The following is a 17,647-nucleotide window of genomic DNA, read 5'->3' as shown; positions in this document are numbered from 1 at the left end:
ATCGATCAAGGCGCGCTGGCGACCTTGGCGGGGGGTGTCCAGATCACGTCCTTGATGCTCAAGGGCTTGGGGATCAGCTTCAGGGCCTGGAAGGTGTCGGCGATCTTCTGCTGCGCGGCGATCACTTCCGGGGTCAGCGGCGCGGCACCGTAGCCCTGGCGCTTCACCGAGGTCAGGGTGATGTCGGCGGGCAAGCCGAGCAGCGGCGCGACCTGGTCGGTCACTTCCTGGGGGTTGGCCTGGGACCACTGGCCCACGGTGCGCACTTCCTCGACCAGGGTGTTGATCACCGCCGGGTGCTGGGTGGCGTAGCTGCGGGTGGCCAGGTAGAACTGGTGGTTGTCGACCAGGCCCTTGCCGTCACGCAGGGTACGGGCCTGCAGCTGTTGCTCGGCGGCGGCCTGGTACGGGTCCCAGATCACCCAGGCATCGACGCTGCCACGCTCGAAGGCGGCGCGGGCGTCGGCCGGCGGCAGGTAGACCGGCTGGATGTCGGTGTATTTGAGGCCGGCGTCTTCGAGGGCACGCACCAGCAGGTAATGAACGTTCGAGCCTTTGTTCAGCGCGACTTTCTTGCCCTTGAGTTCTTTCACCGACTGGATCGACGAACCCTTGGGCACGAGGATCGCCTCGCTGTGCGGGGCTGGCGGCTCATAGGCGACGTAGAGCAGGTCGGCGCCGGCGGCCTGGGCGAACACCGGCGGGGTTTCGCCGGTGACACCGAAGTCGATCGAGCCGACGTTGAGCCCTTCGAGCAGCTGCGGGCCACCGGGGAACTCGGTCCATTGCACGTCGATGCCCTGTTCCTTCAGGCGCTTCTCCAGCGAGCCCTTGGCCTTGAGCAGCACCAGGGTGCCGTATTTCTGGTAACCGATACGCAGGCTCTCGGCCTGGGCTTGGGTAATGGCGCCGAAGGACACAGCCGCCGCAAACAGGGCGACCAGACCACGACGCAAGAAGACTGTGCGCATGGCGCTCTCCTGTGCGAGTTGGGTTCGGGTAGCACCTGCTTGCCTCGTTGACGGGCGAGTAAGGTGGGACAGCAGTGAAGCGATGGATCAGTGGCTCAGATGCTCCAGCGGGCACTGAGCAGGCGTTCGTTGAGCACACCCGGTGCGACCGGCCGTGGCCGCCGCGCCAGGGCGCCATGGAAGGTTTCCAGCGAGTCCAGCAGGCGCTGTTCCAGGGCCGGGGCCAGCTGCGCAGGGCGGTTGCCTTCGCTGTAGGCGATCTGGCTGTCGTCGGCGAAGATCCCTTGCAGGGTCTCCTGCGCCTTCAAGGCAGACAGCACCGGCTTGAGCGCGTAGTCCACGGCAAGCATGTGGGCGATGCTGCCGCCGGTTGCCACCGGCAGTACCACCTTGTGCTCCAGGGCACGCTCGGGCAGCAGGTCGAGCAGGGTCTTCAGCGCGCCGGCAAACGAGGCCTTGTACACCGGGGTGGCCACCACCAGGCCGTCGGCCTGGGCCACCAGTTCGATGAAGTGACGCACCTGCGGGCTGTCGAAGCGCGCGTGCAGCAGGTCTTCGGCGTTGAACTCACGCACCTGGAAGGTCACCACTTCGACACCGCGCTCCTGCAGCCAGTCGCGGGTGCGCTCTAGCAGCACGCCGGAGCGTGAACGAAGACTGGGGCTACCACCGACAGAAACAACCAGCATTGAAAGCGCTTCCTTCGATTCGATTGCAGGGCCGCGAGGGGATGGCCCCGCTGGATGGAAGTGACCTTAACAGTTGGTCACATATATCCATAAATCATATTTTTTCATTTGTTTATTCGCTTTATGACTATGTAAGCCTTCAGGCCACATCGCTGGCAAGCCAGCTCCCACCTCGACCGCATCTACCCAGCCATACGCGAACCCTGTGGGAGCTGGCTTGCCAGCGATGAGGCCAGCACCAGCAACGCAACACAGTGCAGTGAAGGCCCCATAAAAAAGGGCCATCCCCTGCCAAGGAAAATGGCCCATAAGCACTTGCCTGAAGAGGGTATTGCCGGTCAGCGCGCGGTGATCACCGCCAGCTTGGTGATGCCGGCCCGTTCGATGGCCGCCATGGCCCGGGCGACTTCGCCGTAGTTCACGCCATCGTCGGCCTGCAGCTGCACGCGCAGCTCGGCGTCCTTGCCTTTGGCGGCCTTGAGGTTGGTTTCCAGCAGATCGGGCTGGATCTCGTCCTTGTTGATGAACAGCTTGCCGCTGCCATCGATGCTCACCACCAGCGGGTCCTTCTGCTCCACCGGGGCCACGGCCTCGGTCTTGGGCAGGTTGATGGGGATGGCGTTGGTCAGCAGCGGCGCGGTGACGATGAACACCACCAGCAGCACCAGCATGACGTCCACCAGCGGGGTGACGTTGATTTCGCTCAGTACTTCATCGCTGTCCTGGGTCGAGAAGGCCATGTCAGGAGGCCTCCTTCACAGGCTGGTTGAAGCCGGCCTGCTGGCGCTGCACCGCCGGGTGCAGCAGCACGCGGAAGGCGCTCTTCTGCGCCAGGCTGTAGAAGTCATGGGCGAAGTCGTCGAGGTCGGCAGCGGTCAGCTTGAGGCGGCGCAGGAAGTAGTTGTAGACCAGCACCGCCGGCACCGCGACGGCGATACCCACGCCGGTGGCGACCAGCGCCGCGCCGATCGGGCCGGCCACGGTTTCCAGGCTTGCCGAACCTGCCGCGCTGATGCCCTTGAGCGCTTCCATGATGCCCCACACGGTGCCGAACAGGCCGATGAAGGGCGAGGTGCTGCCGATGCTGGCGACCACCGCCAGGCCGGTTTCCAGCGAGCGCCGCTCGCGAACGATCTGCTGGCGCAGGGCGCGCTCCAGGCGGTCCTGATGATTGATGGCCTGGCTCAGGTCATTGGCCTGGCCGGGTTCGCCGACGGCGATGGCAGCGTAACCGGCCTGGGCGACGCGGGCGGCGGGGCCGGGTTGCTGGTGGCTGATTTCGGCGGCGGAGTCGAGGCTGGATGCGGCCCAGAACTGCTGGTGGAAGCGCTTGTCCTGGCGCTTGAGCCGCACGAACTGCACGACCTTGACCAGGGCCAGCGCCCAAGTGGCCACGGAGAAACCGACCAACAGCCAGATGACGGCGCTTTCAACGGATTCGAGGGGGGATGCCAACAGGCTCATGGTGATGTCCTTCCTTTGTGCGGTGGCGAATTAACGAAGCTTGAAATCGATGGGTACGCTGACCCAGCCGGCCAGGGCTACGTCGCCCTGCTTGGCGGGGACGAAGCTCCAGCGCTTGACCGCGGCCAGCGCGGCAGCATCCAGGGCGTCACGGCCACTGCTCTTCTGCAGCTGGATCTGCCCGGGCTTGCCGCTGGGCAGCACCTCGACGCGCAGCAGCACGGTGCCTTCCCAGCCACGGCGCAGGGCCATCTGCGGGTACTCGGGGGCCGGGTTCTTCAGGTACGCGGCGTTGGCCGATGCCGGGGTCACCGGGGCCGGCGCGGGCGGTGCGGCTGGCGCAGGCGGCGCCGGGGCAGCCACCGGCGTTGGCGGCGGTGCTTCGACCGGTTTCGGCTGTGGCTTGGGTTGCGGCTTGGCCACCGGCTTGGGCACCGGTTTCGGCTTGGGCTTTGGCTTGGCGGCCAGCTCGTCGACCACCGGCGGTGGCGGTTCGACCACAGGCGGTGCCGGGGCAGGTGGCGGCGGCTCGACGACCGGCGGTGCGGGCGCGGCGAACTCGATGGTCATGGGCGGGATCTGAGGCGGCACGACCGGCAGCGCCGGGGTCGGCGCCTGGCTGATCCAGTAGGCGGCGGCGCCATGCAGGGCCAGCACCAGCAGGCCCAGCGCCAGTTTGTCGCGGCGCTTGAGGCCGCTCACCGGCGTGCGCTGCAGGCGCAACTGGCCAAGCGGCAGGCGCAGCGTGCGTCCGAGCTCGACCAGGTCGCCCGATGCCGGGTGCCATGGCTGCTCAAAGGCCCTGACGGCCGACTGGACATTACCCATTGCTGAAACTCCTGGGGTCTCGATTCAGGTGTGTGGCTGAATCATCGGGGCCAGAGGCTTATCTCTTAAAGTAATGTTTAAAATTATGTTTAGAACTTAATTGAATATTGTTTTTGGAATGATGCTTCAAACCCGCGTATTTCGTGGCCTGTGAATGGGTGAGTTAAAAGCGATGCCTTGAAGGCATGCAAAATATTCGCGCAAGGCATGAAATTGCCGCGAGGGCTGCGCCCTCGATCGCGACACAAGGCCGCTCCTACAAGGGACTCGCGCAAGGACCGAACGTTATGCGAATCCCTGGAGGAGATTCTGATGGTTGGGGGCAAAGCTTATCCGCCGCCTTCTGCCAAACCTTGGCTCCCCGGCGGAACGAGCCCCCGCTTACCGACTCCCGGGCAACGGATAAAAACGTCCATTGGGTGCAGCTGGGGATCCTGAAATCAACTGACATTTTTACCAGTTACATCAGGCACGTACTGAAGAGTAAGGTCTCAAAACATCCAAGGAGTATGCTCATGAAAACACGAAGCATCTTCACCTTGTCTCTACTTTCATCCCTCTTCCTTTCGCTGCCCACGGTTGCACAGACAAGTGACTCCAATGAGGTCGAAGTGGACTCAAGTAGCGCCAGGCCAGCACTCGAAATCCTCAACACCTCCGACAAACCGTTGTTCTTGGTAAAACGAGGAAAAACAGTTGAGACTGTCGAGGCAAAGGCGACCTTTAAAGCCAATGAAGAGTTTCTGAAAACGCCAGCGATCCTTTCATGGGGTGACAGTCCTGCGCTAGATACGGTCATGCCTCATGTGTCGGTGAGAGGTTTTGGCAGTTTGTGCGAGGCTAACGCTTGCCTGATCGTGAAATAGCGCTGCAGTTGCCACCCCGGCCTTTGTCTGACTGAAATGCCGAGCGATAGCTCGGCATTTCAGTTGTCGAAGACCTTAGATATCCGCCACCTTCTGCCACACCTTCGGCCGGAAGAACAGCGTCTCGCCGCGTGCCAGCCCGGTCAGGCTGTCGTGGTCCTTGACCACCTCGGCCTCGATCAGCTCGCTCTGCCCTTCCACCTTCAAGGTCACCCGGGTAGTCGCGCCCAGCGGGCGAATGTCACGCACCTCGGCGGCATGGTGGCCTTCGGTTTCATGGCGCGACAGCGACACTTCGTGCGGGCGGAACAGCACATGGTGCCCTTCGCTGAGCGCCAGGCGGTTGGAATCGCCGAGGAAGTGGTAGACGAAATCGTTGGCCGGCTTCTCGTACACCTCGCCCGGCGAGCCGATCTGCTCGATCACGCCCTTGTTCATCACCACGATGCGGTCGGCCACTTCCATGGCCTCTTCCTGGTCGTGGGTGACGAACACCGAGGTCAGGTTGATGTCCTCGTGCAGGCGCGCCAGCCAGCGGCGCAGCTCCTTGCGCACCTTGGCGTCGAGGGCGCCGAACGGCTCGTCGAGCAACAGCACCTTGGGCTCCACCGCCAGGGCGCGGGCCAGGGCGATACGCTGGCGCTGGCCACCGGACAGCTGCTCGGGGTAGCGGTCGGACAGCCAGTCGAGCTGGACCATGTTCAGCAGCTCATGGACCTTCTCGGCGATCTTGCTCTCGCTCGGGCGCTCGCCCTTGGGTTTCATGCGCAGGCCGAACGCGACGTTGTCGAACACACTCATGTGGCGGAACAGCGCGTAGTGCTGGAACACGAAGCCGACGTTACGGTCACGCACGTCGTGGCCCGAGACATCCTCGCCGTGGAACACGATGCTGCCGTCATCCGGCGTTTCCAGGCCGGCGATGATGCGCAGCAGGGTGGTCTTGCCACAGCCGGACGGACCGAGCAGGGCCACCAGCTCGCCGCTGTGGATATCCAGGTTGATGGCGTTCAGGGCCTGGAAGCTGTTGAAGCGCTTGCTGACATTACGAACTTCGATCGACATGAATCATTCCTCCGCGGCGCTATGGCGCAGGCGGTTAATACGGTTCTCGCTCCACTGCTTGAGCAGCAGGATGAAGAGCGCCAGGATCAGCAGCAGGCTGGCCACGCTGAAGGCCGCGACATGGTTGTACTCGTTGTAGAGGATCTCCACGTGCAGCGGCAAGGTGTTGGTGACGCCACGGATATGCCCGGACACCACCGACACCGCGCCGAACTCGCCCATTGCCCGCGCGGTGCACAGCACCACGCCGTAGATCAGGCCCCATTTGATGTTCGGCAGGGTGACGTGCCAGAACATCTGCCAGCCGTTGGCGCCGAGCAGGCGCGCGGCCTCCTCTTCCTGGGTGCCCTGCTCCTGCATCAGCGGGATCAGTTCACGGGCCACGAACGGCACGGTGACGAAGATGGTCGCCAGGACAATGCCCGGCAGGGCGAACACGATCTGGATATCGTGGTCCTGCAGCCACGGGCCGAACAGGCCCTGGGCGCCGAACATCAGCACGTAGACCAGGCCGGCGATCACCGGCGACACCGAGAATGGCAGGTCGATCAGGGTCACCAGCAGGCTCTTGCCGCGGAAGGTGTATTTGCTCACGCACCAGGCGGCACTGACCCCGAACAGCAGGTTCAGCGGCACCGAAATGGCCACCGCCAGCAGGGTGAGCTTGAGCGCCGACAGCGCATCGGCCTCGAAGATCGCCTCGAAGAACGTGCCGAAGCCGTTCTTGAGCGCCTGGGACACCACGATCACCAGCGGCAGGGCCAGGAACAGGGCGAAGACGATCCAGGCCAGGGTGATCAGCACGCGGCGCGAAGTGGCGCTGCCACGCCGGGCGGCGTTGGCGGCAGCGCTCGCGCCAAGGGTCGATGAAGACATTAGCGGGCCTCCTTCAAGGGGTTTCGATGCGCCGCTGCAGCAAGTTGATCAGCAGCAGCAGGATGAAGGAAACCACCAGCATCAACACGCCGATGGCAGTGGCGCCGGTGTAGTCGTACTGGTCGAGCTTGACCATGATCAGCAACGGCAGGATCTCGGTCTTCATCGGCATGTTGCCGGCGATGAAGATCACCGAGCCGTACTCGCCCACGCCGCGGGCGAAGGCCAGGGCGAAGCCGGTCAGCCAGGCCGGCAGCAGCGCCGGCGCCAGGATGTGGCGGAACACCTGCAAGGGTTTCGCGCCCAGGCAGGCGGCGGCCTCTTCCACTTCACGCGGGATGTCGGCCAGCACCGGCTGCACCGTGCGCACCACGAACGGCAGGGTGACGAAGGTCAGTGCCAGGGTGATGCCCAGTGGGGTGTAGGCGATCTTGAAGCCCAGGTCGGTGGCGAACTGGCCGACCCAGCCTGCCGGCGCGTACAGCGCGGTCAAGGCGATACCGGCCACGGCCGTGGGCAGGGCGAACGGCAGGTCGATCATCGCGTCGATGATCTTGCGCCCGGGGAAGGTGTAGCGCACCAGCACCCAGGCCAGCAGGGTGCCGATCACGCCATTGATGATGGCGGCGAACAGGGCGGTGCCGAAACTCAGCTTCAGCGCGGCGATGACCCGCGGCGCGCTGACGATGTTCCAGAACTGCTCCCAGGTCAGCTGCGAGGCATGGATGAACATGGCCGCCAGCGGTATCAGCACGATCAGGCTGAGGTACACCAAGGTGTAGCCCAGCGTCAGCCCGAAGCCGGGTATGACGGGGGATATACGACGTGACATAAAGGTCCCTGGTTGAACGCACGAAGCCCGGGGTCGGTCCCGGGCACATGCAGGCTACTGAAGGGTGAAACGGTGGCTGCGCCTGTGAATGGCGTGGGAGCGGCGGTGCGCCGATGCGACTTGCCCCGCGATGGCGGCATTGGCCTCGCCATCGTCATCGCGGGGCAAGCCCGCTCCCACGCCATCACCATACATGGCTTGAACAGCCGATCACTGTGCCTGATAAATCTGGTCGAACACACCGCCGTCATTGAAGAACTTCGGCTGTGCAGTCTTCCAGCCACCGAAGTCCTTGTCGATGGTCACCAGGTCCAGTTTCGGGAACTGCTTGGCAAACTCGGCGGCGACTTTCGCATCACGCGGACGGTAGAAGTTCTCGGCGGCGATCTTCTGGCCCGCCGGGCTGTACAGGTGCTTGAGGTATTCCTCGGCGATCTGCTCGTTGCCCTTCTTCTCGGCGTTCTTGTCGACCACCGCCACCGGCGGCTCGGCGAGGATCGACAGCGACGGCACGACGATCTCGAACTTGTCGGCGCCACCGTCTTCTTTCAGCGCCAGGAAGGCCTCGTTCTCCCAGGCCAGCAGCACATCGCCCTGGCCGTTGTTGACGAAGGTGATGGTCGAGCCACGGGCGCCGGTATCCAGCACCGGTACGTGCTTGAACAGCTCCTGCACGTAGGCTTTGGCCTTGTCTTCGCTACCGCCGGCTTTCAGGCCGTAGGCCCAGGCGGCGAGGAAGTTCCAGCGGGCGCCGCCGGAGGTTTTCGGGTTGGGGGTGATCACCGAGACGTCCTTCTTGATCAGGTCGCCCCAGTCCTTGATGCCTTTCGGGTTGCCCTTGCGCACCAGGAACACGATGGTCGAGGTGTACGGGGTGCTGGCGTCCGGCAGGCGCTTCTGCCAGTCCTCCGGCAGGGTCTTGCCGAGCTTGGCGACTTCATCGATGTCGCCGGCCAGGGCCAGGGTTACCACGTCGGCACGCAGGCCATCGATCACCGCGCGGGCCTGCTTGCCCGAACCGCCGTGGGATTGCTGGATCTTCACCTTGTCGCCCGGGTGAGCGGCTTGCCAGTGCTTGATGAACTCGGCGTTGTACTGCTGGTACAGCTCGCGGGTCGGGTCATAGGACACGTTCAACAGTTCGAAGTCCTTGGCGATCGCGGAACCGGCAAAAACGGCGCTGGCCAGGGCGGCAAGCGCATAACGGCGGATGGACATGGTGAAGCTCCCGATTGGCATTTTTTCTAATTAGGGTTGTTGCGTGATCAGCCGGCCTTGTTGCCGGGCTGCTGCAGGCGGAACTTCTCCTTGCGTTCGATCTGCACCACCTGGGCGTTGTGCACGGTGATCTCCACGGCGCCGAAGCGCAGGTCGCGCAGCGCGCTCTGGATTTCCCGCAGGATGGTGGCTTCGTCCTGACCGTCGATGCTGCGCAGTGATGCACTCATGCTCGTTCTCCTTGGAGTAAGGGTGCCGGGCAGAGGTTTGAAGGGGATTAGCGCCTGGCGTGAGAGCCATAGTAGTGAGGCGGGGTTATTCTTAAAAATACTGTTTAAGAATGTTTATATAACTGAATTTCAAGTCACTGACGCGGGACCTGTGGGAGCGGGCTTGCCCCGCGATGAGGCCGGTGAATCTCCCATCGCCCTCGCGGGGCAAGCCCGCTCCCACGCAATCAATGACTGTCGGAATGCTTGTACTCCGGCTCGCGGATCTTGTACCAGGCCACGTACAGCGCCGGCAGGAACAGCAGCGTCAGCAGCGTTGCACTGATGATGCCGCCGATCATGGCGTAGGCCATCGGCCCCCAGAACACCTCGCGGGCAATCGGGATCATGCCCAGGCTGGCGGCCGCCGCCGTCAGCAGGATCGGCCGCCGGCGATGGTTGGTGGCCTCCAGCACCGCCTCCCAGGGCGACAGGCCCTGTTCCTCGAATTCGTCGATCTGGGTCACCAGGATCACCGAGTTGCGGATGATGATGCCGGCCAGGGCAAGAATCCCGAGTATCGCCACGAAGCCCATGGGCGTGCCCGTGGGCACCAGCGCCACGACCACACCGATCAGCCCCAGGGGCGCCACGCTGACCACCAGGAACAGCTTCTGCACGCTGTGCAACTGGATCATCAGGAAGGTCGCCATGAGGAACAGCATCAGCGGGACGACCTTGCGGATCGGGCCCTGGGCCTTGGCGCTCTCCTCGACCGTACCCCCGGTGGCCACCTCGTAGCCGACCGGCAGCTTGCTGGCGAACGCGTCGATGCCCGGCTTGAGCTGGGCCACCAGGTCGGTGGGCTGGATATCGCCGACCACCGAGGCCTTGATGGTGATGGTCGGCTTGCGGTCACGCCGCCACACCAGCGGCTGCTCCAGCTCATAGCGCACGGTGGCGAATGCCAGCAGCGGGATCGACGCGCCGCTGGGCGTGACGATCTGCAGGTTCTGCAAGGTATCGGGCGAACCACGCTCGCTGTCCTCGGCGCGTGCGACCACGTTGACCAGGTAAATGTTGTCGTTGACCTGGGTGACCTGCACACCGCTGACGATACTGTTCATCACGTTGGCCACGTCCTCGGACGACAGCCCCAGCTGGCGGGCCTTGTCCTGGGCGATCTCGATGCGCAGCACCTTCCCGGGCTCGTTCCAGTCGTAGATCATCTCGCCGATGTGCTCGTTGCTGTCGAGGAAGGTTGCCAGCTCGATGGCATGCCGGCGCACCTGGTCGATGTCCTTGCCGCTGACCCGGTACTGGATCGGCCGCCCCACCGGCGGGCCCATCTCCAGCGACTGCACGTTGGTGCCCACGCCGACGAATTCCTCATGCAGCAGCTTCTGCAGGCGATCCATCATGCCCTGGCGCTCTTCGAAGCCCTTGCTGACGATCACCAGCTGGGCGTAGTAGGGGTTCTGCAACTGCTGGTCGAGGGGCAGGTAGAAACGAATCGCGCCCTGGCCGATGTAGGTGCTCCAGCGCACCAGGTCCGGGTCGTCCTTGATCCTGGCCTCCAGGCGGTCGACCACCTTGCGCGTCTCCTCGATCGAGGCATTCTGCGGCAGGTTGAGGTCGACGAGGATTTCCGGGCGGTCCGAGGACGGGAAGAACTGGTTCTGCACGAAACGCATGCAGAAAAGCGCCAAGGCGAACAGGACGATGGTGCCGATGATGGTCAGCCAGCGATTGCGCATGCACCACAGCAACCCGCCCTCGAACGCCCGGTCGAGGCGCCCGGGCTTGGCCTCGTGGGCCTTTACCTTGCTGTTGAGGATGTGTACGCCGAGCACCGGGGCGAAGAAGACCGCCACCACCCAGGACACGATCAGGGCCACGGCGATCACCGCGAACAGGGTATAGGTGTACTCGCCCGCGGAGCTGGCGTTGAGGCCGATCGGCACGAAACCGGCCACCGTCACCAGGGTGCCGGTCAGCATCGGGAAGGCCGTCGAGGTGTAGGCGAACGTGGCCGCCTGCTCCTTGGTCTCGCCCATCTCCAGCCGCGTGACCATTACCTCGACGGTGATCATCGCATCGTCCACCAGCAGGCCCAGGGCGATGATCAGCGCGCCGAGCGAGATCCGCTGCATGGTGATGTCGCTGTACTCCATGAACACGAAGACCATGGCCAGCACCAGCGGAATCGAGCAGGCCACCACCAGCCCCGCGCGTATGCCGAGGCTGACGAAGCTCACGGCGAGCACGATCACCACGGCCTCGAACAGCGCGCTGGTGAAGCCGCCGACCGCCTGCTTGACCACCACGGCCTGGTCGGACACGTTGTGCACGCCCACGCCGACCGGCAAGTCGCGCACCACCTTGTCCATCTTCTCTTTCAGCGCCGCGCCGAACACCTCGATGTTGCTGCCGGCCTTCATGCCGATCGCCAGGCCGATGGCGGTCTGGCCGTTGTAGCGGAACATCGGCGCAGGCGGGTCGACGTAGCCGCGCTCGATGTCGGCGATGTCCGCCAGACGGAAGAACCGGTCGTTGATGCGCAAGTTCACCGTTTCCAGGTCCTTCTCCGAGGCGAACTGCCCGGTTGTGCGCACCGAGATGCGTTCCGGCCCCGCCTCGATCACCCCGGCCGGGGTCACCGCGTTCTGTTGTTGCAGGGCCTGCATGGCCTGGCGCTGGTCGATGCCCAGGGCCGCCAGCTTGCGGGTCGAGAAGTTCAGGTACAGCACCTCGTCCTGGGTGCCGATCAGCTCGATCTTGCCGATGTTGGGCACCTCGCGGACTTCGGCGCGGGCCACCTCCACATAGTCGCGCAACTGGCGCAGGGTCAGGCCGTCGGCGGTGAAGGCGTAGATCGAGCCGAACACGTCGCCGAACTCGTCGTTGAAGGCCGGGCCCTGGATGCCCTGGGGGAACTGCCCGCGAATATCCTGGATCTTCTTGCGCACCTGGTACCAGATTTCGGGAATGTCCTTGGCCTTGGTGGTGTCGCGCAGGTAGACATAGACCGTGGACTCGCCAGGGCGGGTGTAGCTCTTCACGTAGTCGAGCGAGTCGAGTTCTTCGAGCTTCTTCTCGATGCGGTCGGTGATCTGGTAGAGCGTTTCGTCCTGGGTCGCACCCGGCCAGCGGCTCTGAATCACCATGGTCTTGATGGTGAAGGAGGGGTCTTCCTCACGGCCCAGGTTGAAGTACGAGAAAATGCCCATCAGCACGCCGACGAACATCAGGTACCAGACGAAGGACTGGTGCTTGAGGGCCCACTCCGAGAGGTTGAAGCTTCCTTTCATTGCGGGTCCTCGTCGAAGGTCACTTTCTGGCCAGGCTTGAGGCTGTTCACACCGGCAGTCACCACTCGCTCCCCGGGCTGCACGCCAGACGCAAGGACGATACGGTCGGCGGTGCGTTCGAGCAGCGCGACGTCACGGGTGGCCACGGTTTTCTGTTGCGGGTCGACGACCCACACCTGGGTCTTGCCATCGCGTTCGAGCAGCGCGGTCAGTGGCAGCTCGCTGCGCGGGCTCACCGCCGAACTCAGCGTGACGCTGATCGCGGTGCCCAGGTGAAACGCATCCGGGGTGCTGGCCAGGGTCAGCCGGGCACGCCGGGTGCGGGTGGTGGCGTCGGCCTGGGGCTCGAGCTCGCGCAAGGTGGCGGTGGTGTTGATGCTCGGGTCGAGCTGCGAGGCCACGGTGAAGGTCAGGGTCTTGGTCAACTGCTCGGCCAGGGGGATCGGCAGGTCGATCACCGCTTCCTTGACGTCCGGGCGTGCCAGGGTGACCACGGCCTGGCCCGCGCTGACGGTCTGCCCGGCTTCGGCCTGCCAGGCGGTGACCACGGCGGCATGGTCGGTGCGCAGGGTGCTGTAGTCCAACTGGTCGCGAGCCTGGCTCACCGCCGAGCGTGCCTGCTCCAGCGCCGCGCTGGTGGTCTTCAGGTCGGTCTGGGCGATGTCCAGCTGGGCCTGGGCGCCCACGCCACGGTCGTACAGCTGCTGCTGGCGGCGTGCGTTGGCCTGGGCGTTGATCCACTGCGCCTGGACCTTGGCCAGGTCACCTTCGGCGGCGCGCAGCTGGTTCTGTTGATCGGTAGGGTCGAGGGTGGCCAGGGTATCGCCGGGCTTCACCCGGGCACCGACATCCAGCCAGCGCCGGGCGATACGGCCAGACACGCGAAAGCCGAGGGTGCTTTCGTAGCGCGCCTGGATGGTGCCGGCGAAACGCCCCAGTTGCGATTGCACTTGCGGCTCGACCAGCGTCGACAGCACGGGGCGGATCATCTCCGGCGCCATCTCTTCACCGCCGCAGGCACCGAGCAACAGGCTGGCGCAGAGAATCGACAATGGGCGTTTCATGGCGCGGTCCCTCCGTCCTTGGCGGTGACTTTCACGACCTGCATGCCGGGGTGCAGCAACTGCCCGCCACCCACCACGACGGTCTCGCCGCCCTTGATACCGTCGGCGATCACCACCTTGCCGGTGAGATAGCGCGCCACCTGGACCTTGCGCAGCTCGACCTTGTCGCCCTCGCCCACCACCCACACCGCGGGCTCATGCAGCGCCTTGGTCAGCGCGGCCCAGGGCAACTCGATGCTCGGCCGGCCCTGGGCGTTGCCGGTGGCGGTCACCGGCGAGCCCAGTTGCATGCCGGCCGGCACGTTGCGCAGGGCCACCTTGACCTGCACCGTGCCGCTTTCGGCGGACACTGTCGGGGTGATCTCGCGAACCCGGCCTTCGGCCTTCACCGCCGGATTGTCCAGCAGGCTGACCACCACGCCTTCGTCGCTGGGCGGCTTGACCAGCAGGGATTCGTACACGTTGAACACCGCGTCGCGGTCGCCGTCGACCGCCAGGCTGAAGATCGGCATGGTCGCCTGCACCACCTGCCCCACTTCGGCCTGGCGCGCGGTGATCACGCCATCGGCCTCGGACACCAGGGCGGTATAGCCCAGCTGCTCGTTGGCATTGGCCAACTGCGCCTGGGCCGCCTTGAGCGCGCTCTGGCTGCTGCGCAGGGCGGCTTCGGCGGAATCGTATTCGCTCTGGCTGGTATAGCCCTTGGGCAGCAGCTTCTGTTGGCGGACGAACGCGGCGCTGCTCTGGGTCACCCGCGCCTGTTCGGCGAACACCTCGGCCTTGGCCGAGTCGACGGTGTTCTGCAGGTCTTTCGGGTCCAGTCGCGCGAGCACCTGGTTGGCCTTGACGTGGTCGCCGACATCGACGCTGCGGGAAATGATCTTGCCGCCCACGCGAAACGACAGGTCGGTCTGAACCCGCGCCTGCACATCGCCGGTGAGGGTGACCCGGGCGGCGAAATCGGTAGATTGGACTTGTTGCACCGCAACCCTGGGCAATACCGGGGCGGCTTCTTCCTTGTCACAGCCCGAAAGCATCAACAACAGCCCCAGGCCACCGACCATGATCGGATGCGATACCGTCATGCAGGCTCCTCGCTTGTACGAATGGTTTGTACGACGCGTGGGAGAAGCGTAGATCAGGGATCGACAAACGGCATTGATATAGAGACGAGAAAGCGAGGCGGGTTGAAGCAGGGTACTGGAGGGTTGGAATGCAACCGCGGGGCAAGCCCGCTCCCCATCGAGGTGATCTCGATGTGGGAGCGGGCTTGCCCCGCGATGGGCTGGCTCAGGCCTGCGCGGTAGCCTGGGACGGGCGACGCACCTGCGGCTGCGAAACGTTGGCCGCGGCGCCTTCCTCGATGGCCTGCTGGATCGCCTTGCGGCGACGTTCTTCGGCCTGGCGGCTGAAGTACCAGACCAGGAAGGTCACCAGCGACACCGACAGCAGGATCAGGCTGGCCACGGCGTTGATCTCGGGCTTCACGCCCAGGCGCACGGCCGAGAACACTTCCATCGGCAGCGTGGTCGAGCCGGGGCCGGACACGAAGCTGGCCAGCACCAGGTCGTCCAGCGACAGGGCGAACGACATCATGCCGCCCGCCGCCAACGATGGCGCGATCATCGGGATGGTGATCAGGAAGAACACCTTCCACGGCTTGGCACCCAGGTCCATGGCCGCTTCTTCGATCGACAGGTCCAGCTCACGCAGGCGCGCCGACACCACCACCGCCACATAGGCGGCGCAGAACGTGGTGTGGGCGATCCAGATGGTGACGATGCCACGCTCCTGGGGCCAGCCGATCATCTGCGCCATGGCCACGAACAGCAGCAACAGCGACAGACCGGTAATCACCTCGGGCATCACCAGCGGCGCGGTGACCAGGCCACCGAACAGCGTGCGGCCCTTGAAGCGGGTGACCCGGGTCAGCACGAAGGCCGCCAGGGTGCCCAGTGCCACGGCGGCAACCGCCGTGTAGCAGGCGATCTCCAGCGAGCGCATCACCGAGCCCATCAGCTGGCTGTTGTCGAGCAGGCCGACGTACCACTTCACCGACCAGCCGCCCCACACCGTCACCAGTTTGGAGGCGTTGAACGAGTAGATCACCAGGATCAGCATCGGCAGGTAGATGAACAGCAAGCCGACGATCAGCATCAGGTTGGAGAAACTGAAGCGTTTCATGCCCGACCCTCCATCTCTTTGGCCTGGCTGCGGTTGAACAGCAGGATGGGCACGATCAGGATCGCCAGCATCACCACTGCCAGCGCGGACGCTACCGGCCAGTCACGGTTGTTGAAGAACTCCTGCCACAGCACCTTGCCGATCATCAGGGTTTCCGGGCCGCCGAGCAGTTCAGGAATCACGAACTCGCCCACCACCGGGATGAACACCAGCATGCAACCGGCGATGATGCCGTTCTTGGACAGCGGCACGGTGATCTTCCAGAAGCTGTTGAAGGTGCTCGAACCCAGGTCCGATGCTGCCTCGAGCAGGCTTTCGTCGTGCTTAACCAGGTTGGCGTACAGCGGCAGGATCATGAACGGCAGGTACGAATAGACCACGCCGATATACACCGCCAGGTTGGTGTTGAGGATCTGCAACGGCTGGTCGATCAGCCCCAGCCACATGAGGAAGCTGTTGAGCAGCCCGTTGTTGCTGAGGATGCCCATCCAGGCGTAGACGCGGATCAGGATCGCGGTCCAGGTCGGCATCATGATCAGCAGCAGCAGGACGGTCTGCGACTCCTTCTTGGCCTTGGAGATGGCATAGGCCATCGGGTAGCCGATCAGCAGGCACAGCAGGGTGCTGAACAGGGCGACCTTCAACGAACCGAGGTAGGCCGAGATGTACAGCTCGTCCTCGGTGAGCAGGCCATAGTTGGCCAGGTTCAGCACCAGCTGCACCTTGCCTTCGAGATAGGTGTAGATCTCGGTGTAGGGCGGGATCGCCACGTCGGCTTCGGCGAAGCTGATCTTCAACACGATGAAGAACGGCAGCATGAAGAACAGGAACAGCCAGATGAACGGCACGCCGATCACCAGGTGCCGCCCCTCCGGGGTCAGGCGCTGGAAGGCTCGCTTGAGCTTGCGCAGTTTCATGACCGCAGTACCACGCCGCTGTCGTCTTCCCACCACACGTACACTTCGTCACCCCAGGTAGGGCGGGTGCCCTGACGCTCGGCGTTGGCGACGAACGACTGGACGACCTTGCCACTGGGCAGCTCGACGTAGAACACGGAGTGGCCACCGAGGTAGGCGATGTCGTGAACCTTGCCACGCGACCAGTTGTGCTCGCAGGTTGGCTGCGTGGTGGTGACCAGCAGTTTCTCCGGGCGCAGGGCGTAGGTGATGTGCTTGTCTTCCACCGAAGTGGTGATGCCGTGGCCGACGTAGATCTTGCGCTCCAGCTCCGGGCTGGCAATGACGGCGTGGCCTTCGGCGTCTTCGACCACTTCACCTTCAAACAGGTTGACGTTGCCGATGAACTCGCAAACCAGGCGGCTGGTCGGGGTTTCATAGATGTCGATCGGGCTGCCGATCTGGGCAATCCAGCCCAGGTGCATGATGGCGATGCGCTGGGCCATGGTCATGGCCTCTTCCTGGTCGTGGGTCACCATCACGCAGGTCACGCCCACGCGCTCGATGATCTCCACCAGTTCCAGTTGCATCTGCGAGCGCAGCTTCTTGTCCAGCGCGCCCATCGGTTCGTCGAGCAGCAGCAGTTTGGGGCGCTTGGCCAGCGAACGGGCCAGGGCCACACGCTGGCGCTGGCCACCGGAAAGCTGGTGCGGCTTGCGCTTGGCGTACTGGGTCATGTGCACCAGCTTGAGCATCTCGGCCACGCGGGCGTCGATCTCGGCCTTGGGCATCTTGTCCTGCTGCAGGCCGAAGGCGATGTTCTGCGCCACGGTCATGTGCGGGAACAGCGCGTAGGACTGGAACATCATGTTGATCGGCCGCTCGTAGGGCGGCATGTCGGTGATGTCGACACCGTCGAGGAAGATCCGCCCCTCGGTCGGGCGCTCGAAGCCGGCGAGCATGCGCAGCAGGGTCGATTTACCGGAACCGGAGCCACCCAGCAGGGCGAAGATCTCGCCTTTGCGGATTTCCAGGGACACATCGTCCACGGCTATGGTTTCGTCGAACTTCTTCGTGACCCGGTCGATCTTGACCAGCACCTGCTTGGGTTGCTGGCCACCCTCGAGGGCTTTCTTATAGGCACCGGAGGCAACTGCCATGAGTGAAACTCCCA

At 64.2% G+C, this 17,647-nt stretch carries 17 protein-coding genes; 1 reads left to right on the top strand and 16 read right to left on the bottom strand.

Features of this window, described 5'->3' with window-relative positions; genetic code table 11:
• Positions 1 to 5: 5 nt before the first annotated feature.
• From DM373_RS03180 to DM373_RS03155, 5 genes are all read right to left on the bottom strand, one after another.
• Positions 6 to 971 (bottom strand): sulfonate ABC transporter substrate-binding protein, encoded by a 966-nt coding sequence (locus DM373_RS03180; protein ID WP_110992182.1) that lies wholly within the window; start codon positions 969 to 971, stop codon positions 6 to 8.
• A gap of 95 nt (positions 972 to 1,066) precedes the next feature.
• Positions 1,067 to 1,660 carry an NADPH-dependent FMN reductase gene (ssuE, locus tag DM373_RS03175; protein WP_110992181.1) on the bottom strand — a complete coding sequence of 198 codons (594 nt, stop codon included), beginning with the start codon at positions 1,658 to 1,660 and terminating at the stop codon, positions 1,067 to 1,069.
• A 338-nt stretch (positions 1,661 to 1,998) separates the two neighbouring features.
• Positions 1,999 to 2,400, bottom strand: coding sequence for an ExbD/TolR family protein (locus tag DM373_RS03165; protein ID WP_110992180.1), 402 nt, complete (start codon positions 2,398 to 2,400; stop codon positions 1,999 to 2,001).
• Position 2,401: 1 nt separating this feature from the next.
• A complete protein-coding gene (locus DM373_RS03160; RefSeq protein WP_110992179.1) occupies positions 2,402 to 3,124 on the bottom strand; it encodes a MotA/TolQ/ExbB proton channel family protein in 723 nt (240 codons plus the stop codon).
• Between the two features lie 30 nt (positions 3,125 to 3,154).
• Complete coding sequence (locus tag DM373_RS03155) at positions 3,155 to 3,952, bottom strand: energy transducer TonB (RefSeq protein ID WP_110992178.1); 798 nt, start codon at positions 3,950 to 3,952, stop codon at positions 3,155 to 3,157.
• Positions 3,953 to 4,467: 515 nt separating this feature from the next.
• On the opposite strand from DM373_RS03155, the gene DM373_RS03150 reads away from it, so the two are divergent.
• Positions 4,468 to 4,818, top strand: a complete 351-nt coding sequence (locus DM373_RS03150; protein WP_110992177.1) for a hypothetical protein — start codon at positions 4,468 to 4,470, stop codon at positions 4,816 to 4,818.
• 75 nt (positions 4,819 to 4,893) lie between these two features.
• Here DM373_RS03150 and DM373_RS03145 read toward each other — a convergent pair whose 3' ends face one another.
• From DM373_RS03145 to potA, 11 genes are all read right to left on the bottom strand, one after another.
• A complete protein-coding gene (locus tag DM373_RS03145) occupies positions 4,894 to 5,883 on the bottom strand; it encodes a sulfate/molybdate ABC transporter ATP-binding protein (RefSeq protein WP_110992176.1) in 990 nt (329 codons plus the stop codon).
• Positions 5,884 to 5,886: 3 nt separating this feature from the next.
• A complete protein-coding gene (gene cysW / locus DM373_RS03140; protein WP_110992175.1) occupies positions 5,887 to 6,759 on the bottom strand; it encodes a sulfate ABC transporter permease subunit CysW in 873 nt (290 codons plus the stop codon).
• 13 nt (positions 6,760 to 6,772) lie between these two features.
• Positions 6,773 to 7,591 (bottom strand): sulfate ABC transporter permease subunit CysT, encoded by an 819-nt coding sequence (gene cysT, locus DM373_RS03135; protein ID WP_110992174.1) that lies wholly within the window; start codon positions 7,589 to 7,591, stop codon positions 6,773 to 6,775.
• A 210-nt stretch (positions 7,592 to 7,801) separates the two neighbouring features.
• Positions 7,802 to 8,809 carry a sulfate ABC transporter substrate-binding protein gene (locus DM373_RS03130; RefSeq protein ID WP_110992173.1) on the bottom strand — a complete coding sequence of 336 codons (1,008 nt, stop codon included), beginning with the start codon at positions 8,807 to 8,809 and terminating at the stop codon, positions 7,802 to 7,804.
• A gap of 47 nt (positions 8,810 to 8,856) precedes the next feature.
• The gene (gene oscA / locus DM373_RS03125; protein ID WP_016712582.1) at positions 8,857 to 9,039 is read right to left on the bottom strand and encodes a sulfur starvation response protein OscA; all 183 of its coding nucleotides are present in this window, start codon (positions 9,037 to 9,039) and stop codon (positions 8,857 to 8,859) included.
• A 227-nt stretch (positions 9,040 to 9,266) separates the two neighbouring features.
• Positions 9,267 to 12,329 (bottom strand): efflux RND transporter permease subunit, encoded by a 3,063-nt coding sequence (locus DM373_RS03120; protein ID WP_110992172.1) that lies wholly within the window; start codon positions 12,327 to 12,329, stop codon positions 9,267 to 9,269.
• Positions 12,326 to 13,393, bottom strand: coding sequence for an efflux RND transporter periplasmic adaptor subunit (locus DM373_RS03115; RefSeq protein WP_110992171.1), 1,068 nt, complete (start codon positions 13,391 to 13,393; stop codon positions 12,326 to 12,328). Before DM373_RS03115 ends, DM373_RS03120 begins: the two co-directional genes overlap by 4 nt.
• On the bottom strand, positions 13,390 to 14,478 hold the full coding sequence (locus DM373_RS03110; RefSeq protein ID WP_110992170.1) for an efflux RND transporter periplasmic adaptor subunit: 1,089 nt from the start codon (positions 14,476 to 14,478) through the stop codon (positions 13,390 to 13,392). Before DM373_RS03110 ends, DM373_RS03115 begins: the two co-directional genes overlap by 4 nt.
• A 205-nt stretch (positions 14,479 to 14,683) precedes the next feature.
• Positions 14,684 to 15,577: an ABC transporter permease subunit gene (locus tag DM373_RS03105; RefSeq protein WP_110992169.1), complete on the bottom strand. Its 894-nt coding sequence runs from the start codon at positions 15,575 to 15,577 to the stop codon at positions 14,684 to 14,686.
• Complete coding sequence (locus DM373_RS03100; protein WP_167409790.1) at positions 15,574 to 16,494, bottom strand: ABC transporter permease subunit; 921 nt, start codon at positions 16,492 to 16,494, stop codon at positions 15,574 to 15,576. Before DM373_RS03100 ends, DM373_RS03105 begins: the two co-directional genes overlap by 4 nt.
• Positions 16,491 to 17,633, bottom strand: a complete 1,143-nt coding sequence (gene potA / locus DM373_RS03095) for a polyamine ABC transporter ATP-binding protein (protein ID WP_110992168.1) — start codon at positions 17,631 to 17,633, stop codon at positions 16,491 to 16,493. Before potA ends, DM373_RS03100 begins: the two co-directional genes overlap by 4 nt.
• Between the last annotated feature and the right edge of the window lie 14 nt (positions 17,634 to 17,647).

The sequence above is a fragment of the Pseudomonas sichuanensis genome (assembly GCF_003231305.1).
In the GTDB taxonomy this organism is placed as follows: Bacteria; Pseudomonadota; Gammaproteobacteria; order Pseudomonadales; family Pseudomonadaceae; genus Aquipseudomonas; species Aquipseudomonas sichuanensis.
Note: the sequence above shows the minus strand (reverse complement) of the source record. Positions and strands in the feature narration are given on the sequence as shown.

What these genes read in the sequence shown, in the direction of transcription:
- DM373_RS03155 (WP_110992178.1), bottom strand. Translation starts at nt 3,952, where the DNA reads ATGGGTAATGTCCAGTCGGCCGTCAGGGCCTTTGAGCAGCCATGGCAC.
- DM373_RS03150 (WP_110992177.1), top strand. Translation starts at nt 4,468, where the DNA reads ATGAAAACACGAAGCATCTTCACCTTGTCTCTACTTTCATCCCTCTTC.
- DM373_RS03180 (WP_110992182.1), bottom strand. Translation starts at nt 971, where the DNA reads ATGCGCACAGTCTTCTTGCGTCGTGGTCTGGTCGCCCTGTTTGCGGCG.
- DM373_RS03130 (WP_110992173.1), bottom strand. Translation starts at nt 8,809, where the DNA reads ATGTCCATCCGCCGTTATGCGCTTGCCGCCCTGGCCAGCGCCGTTTTT.
- cysT (WP_110992174.1), bottom strand. Translation starts at nt 7,591, where the DNA reads ATGTCACGTCGTATATCCCCCGTCATACCCGGCTTCGGGCTGACGCTG.
- DM373_RS03145 (WP_110992176.1), bottom strand. Translation starts at nt 5,883, where the DNA reads ATGTCGATCGAAGTTCGTAATGTCAGCAAGCGCTTCAACAGCTTCCAG.
- DM373_RS03165 (WP_110992180.1), bottom strand. Translation starts at nt 2,400, where the DNA reads ATGGCCTTCTCGACCCAGGACAGCGATGAAGTACTGAGCGAAATCAAC.
- cysW (WP_110992175.1), bottom strand. Translation starts at nt 6,759, where the DNA reads ATGTCTTCATCGACCCTTGGCGCGAGCGCTGCCGCCAACGCCGCCCGG.
- oscA (WP_016712582.1), bottom strand. Translation starts at nt 9,039, where the DNA reads ATGAGTGCATCACTGCGCAGCATCGACGGTCAGGACGAAGCCACCATC.
- potA (WP_110992168.1), bottom strand. Translation starts at nt 17,633, where the DNA reads ATGGCAGTTGCCTCCGGTGCCTATAAGAAAGCCCTCGAGGGTGGCCAG.
- DM373_RS03105 (WP_110992169.1), bottom strand. Translation starts at nt 15,577, where the DNA reads ATGAAACGCTTCAGTTTCTCCAACCTGATGCTGATCGTCGGCTTGCTG.
- DM373_RS03115 (WP_110992171.1), bottom strand. Translation starts at nt 13,393, where the DNA reads ATGAAACGCCCATTGTCGATTCTCTGCGCCAGCCTGTTGCTCGGTGCC.
- DM373_RS03110 (WP_110992170.1), bottom strand. Translation starts at nt 14,478, where the DNA reads ATGACGGTATCGCATCCGATCATGGTCGGTGGCCTGGGGCTGTTGTTG.
- DM373_RS03120 (WP_110992172.1), bottom strand. Translation starts at nt 12,329, where the DNA reads ATGAAAGGAAGCTTCAACCTCTCGGAGTGGGCCCTCAAGCACCAGTCC.
- ssuE (WP_110992181.1), bottom strand. Translation starts at nt 1,660, where the DNA reads ATGCTGGTTGTTTCTGTCGGTGGTAGCCCCAGTCTTCGTTCACGCTCC.
- DM373_RS03100 (WP_167409790.1), bottom strand. Translation starts at nt 16,494, where the DNA reads ATGAAACTGCGCAAGCTCAAGCGAGCCTTCCAGCGCCTGACCCCGGAG.
- DM373_RS03160 (WP_110992179.1), bottom strand. Translation starts at nt 3,124, where the DNA reads ATGAGCCTGTTGGCATCCCCCCTCGAATCCGTTGAAAGCGCCGTCATC.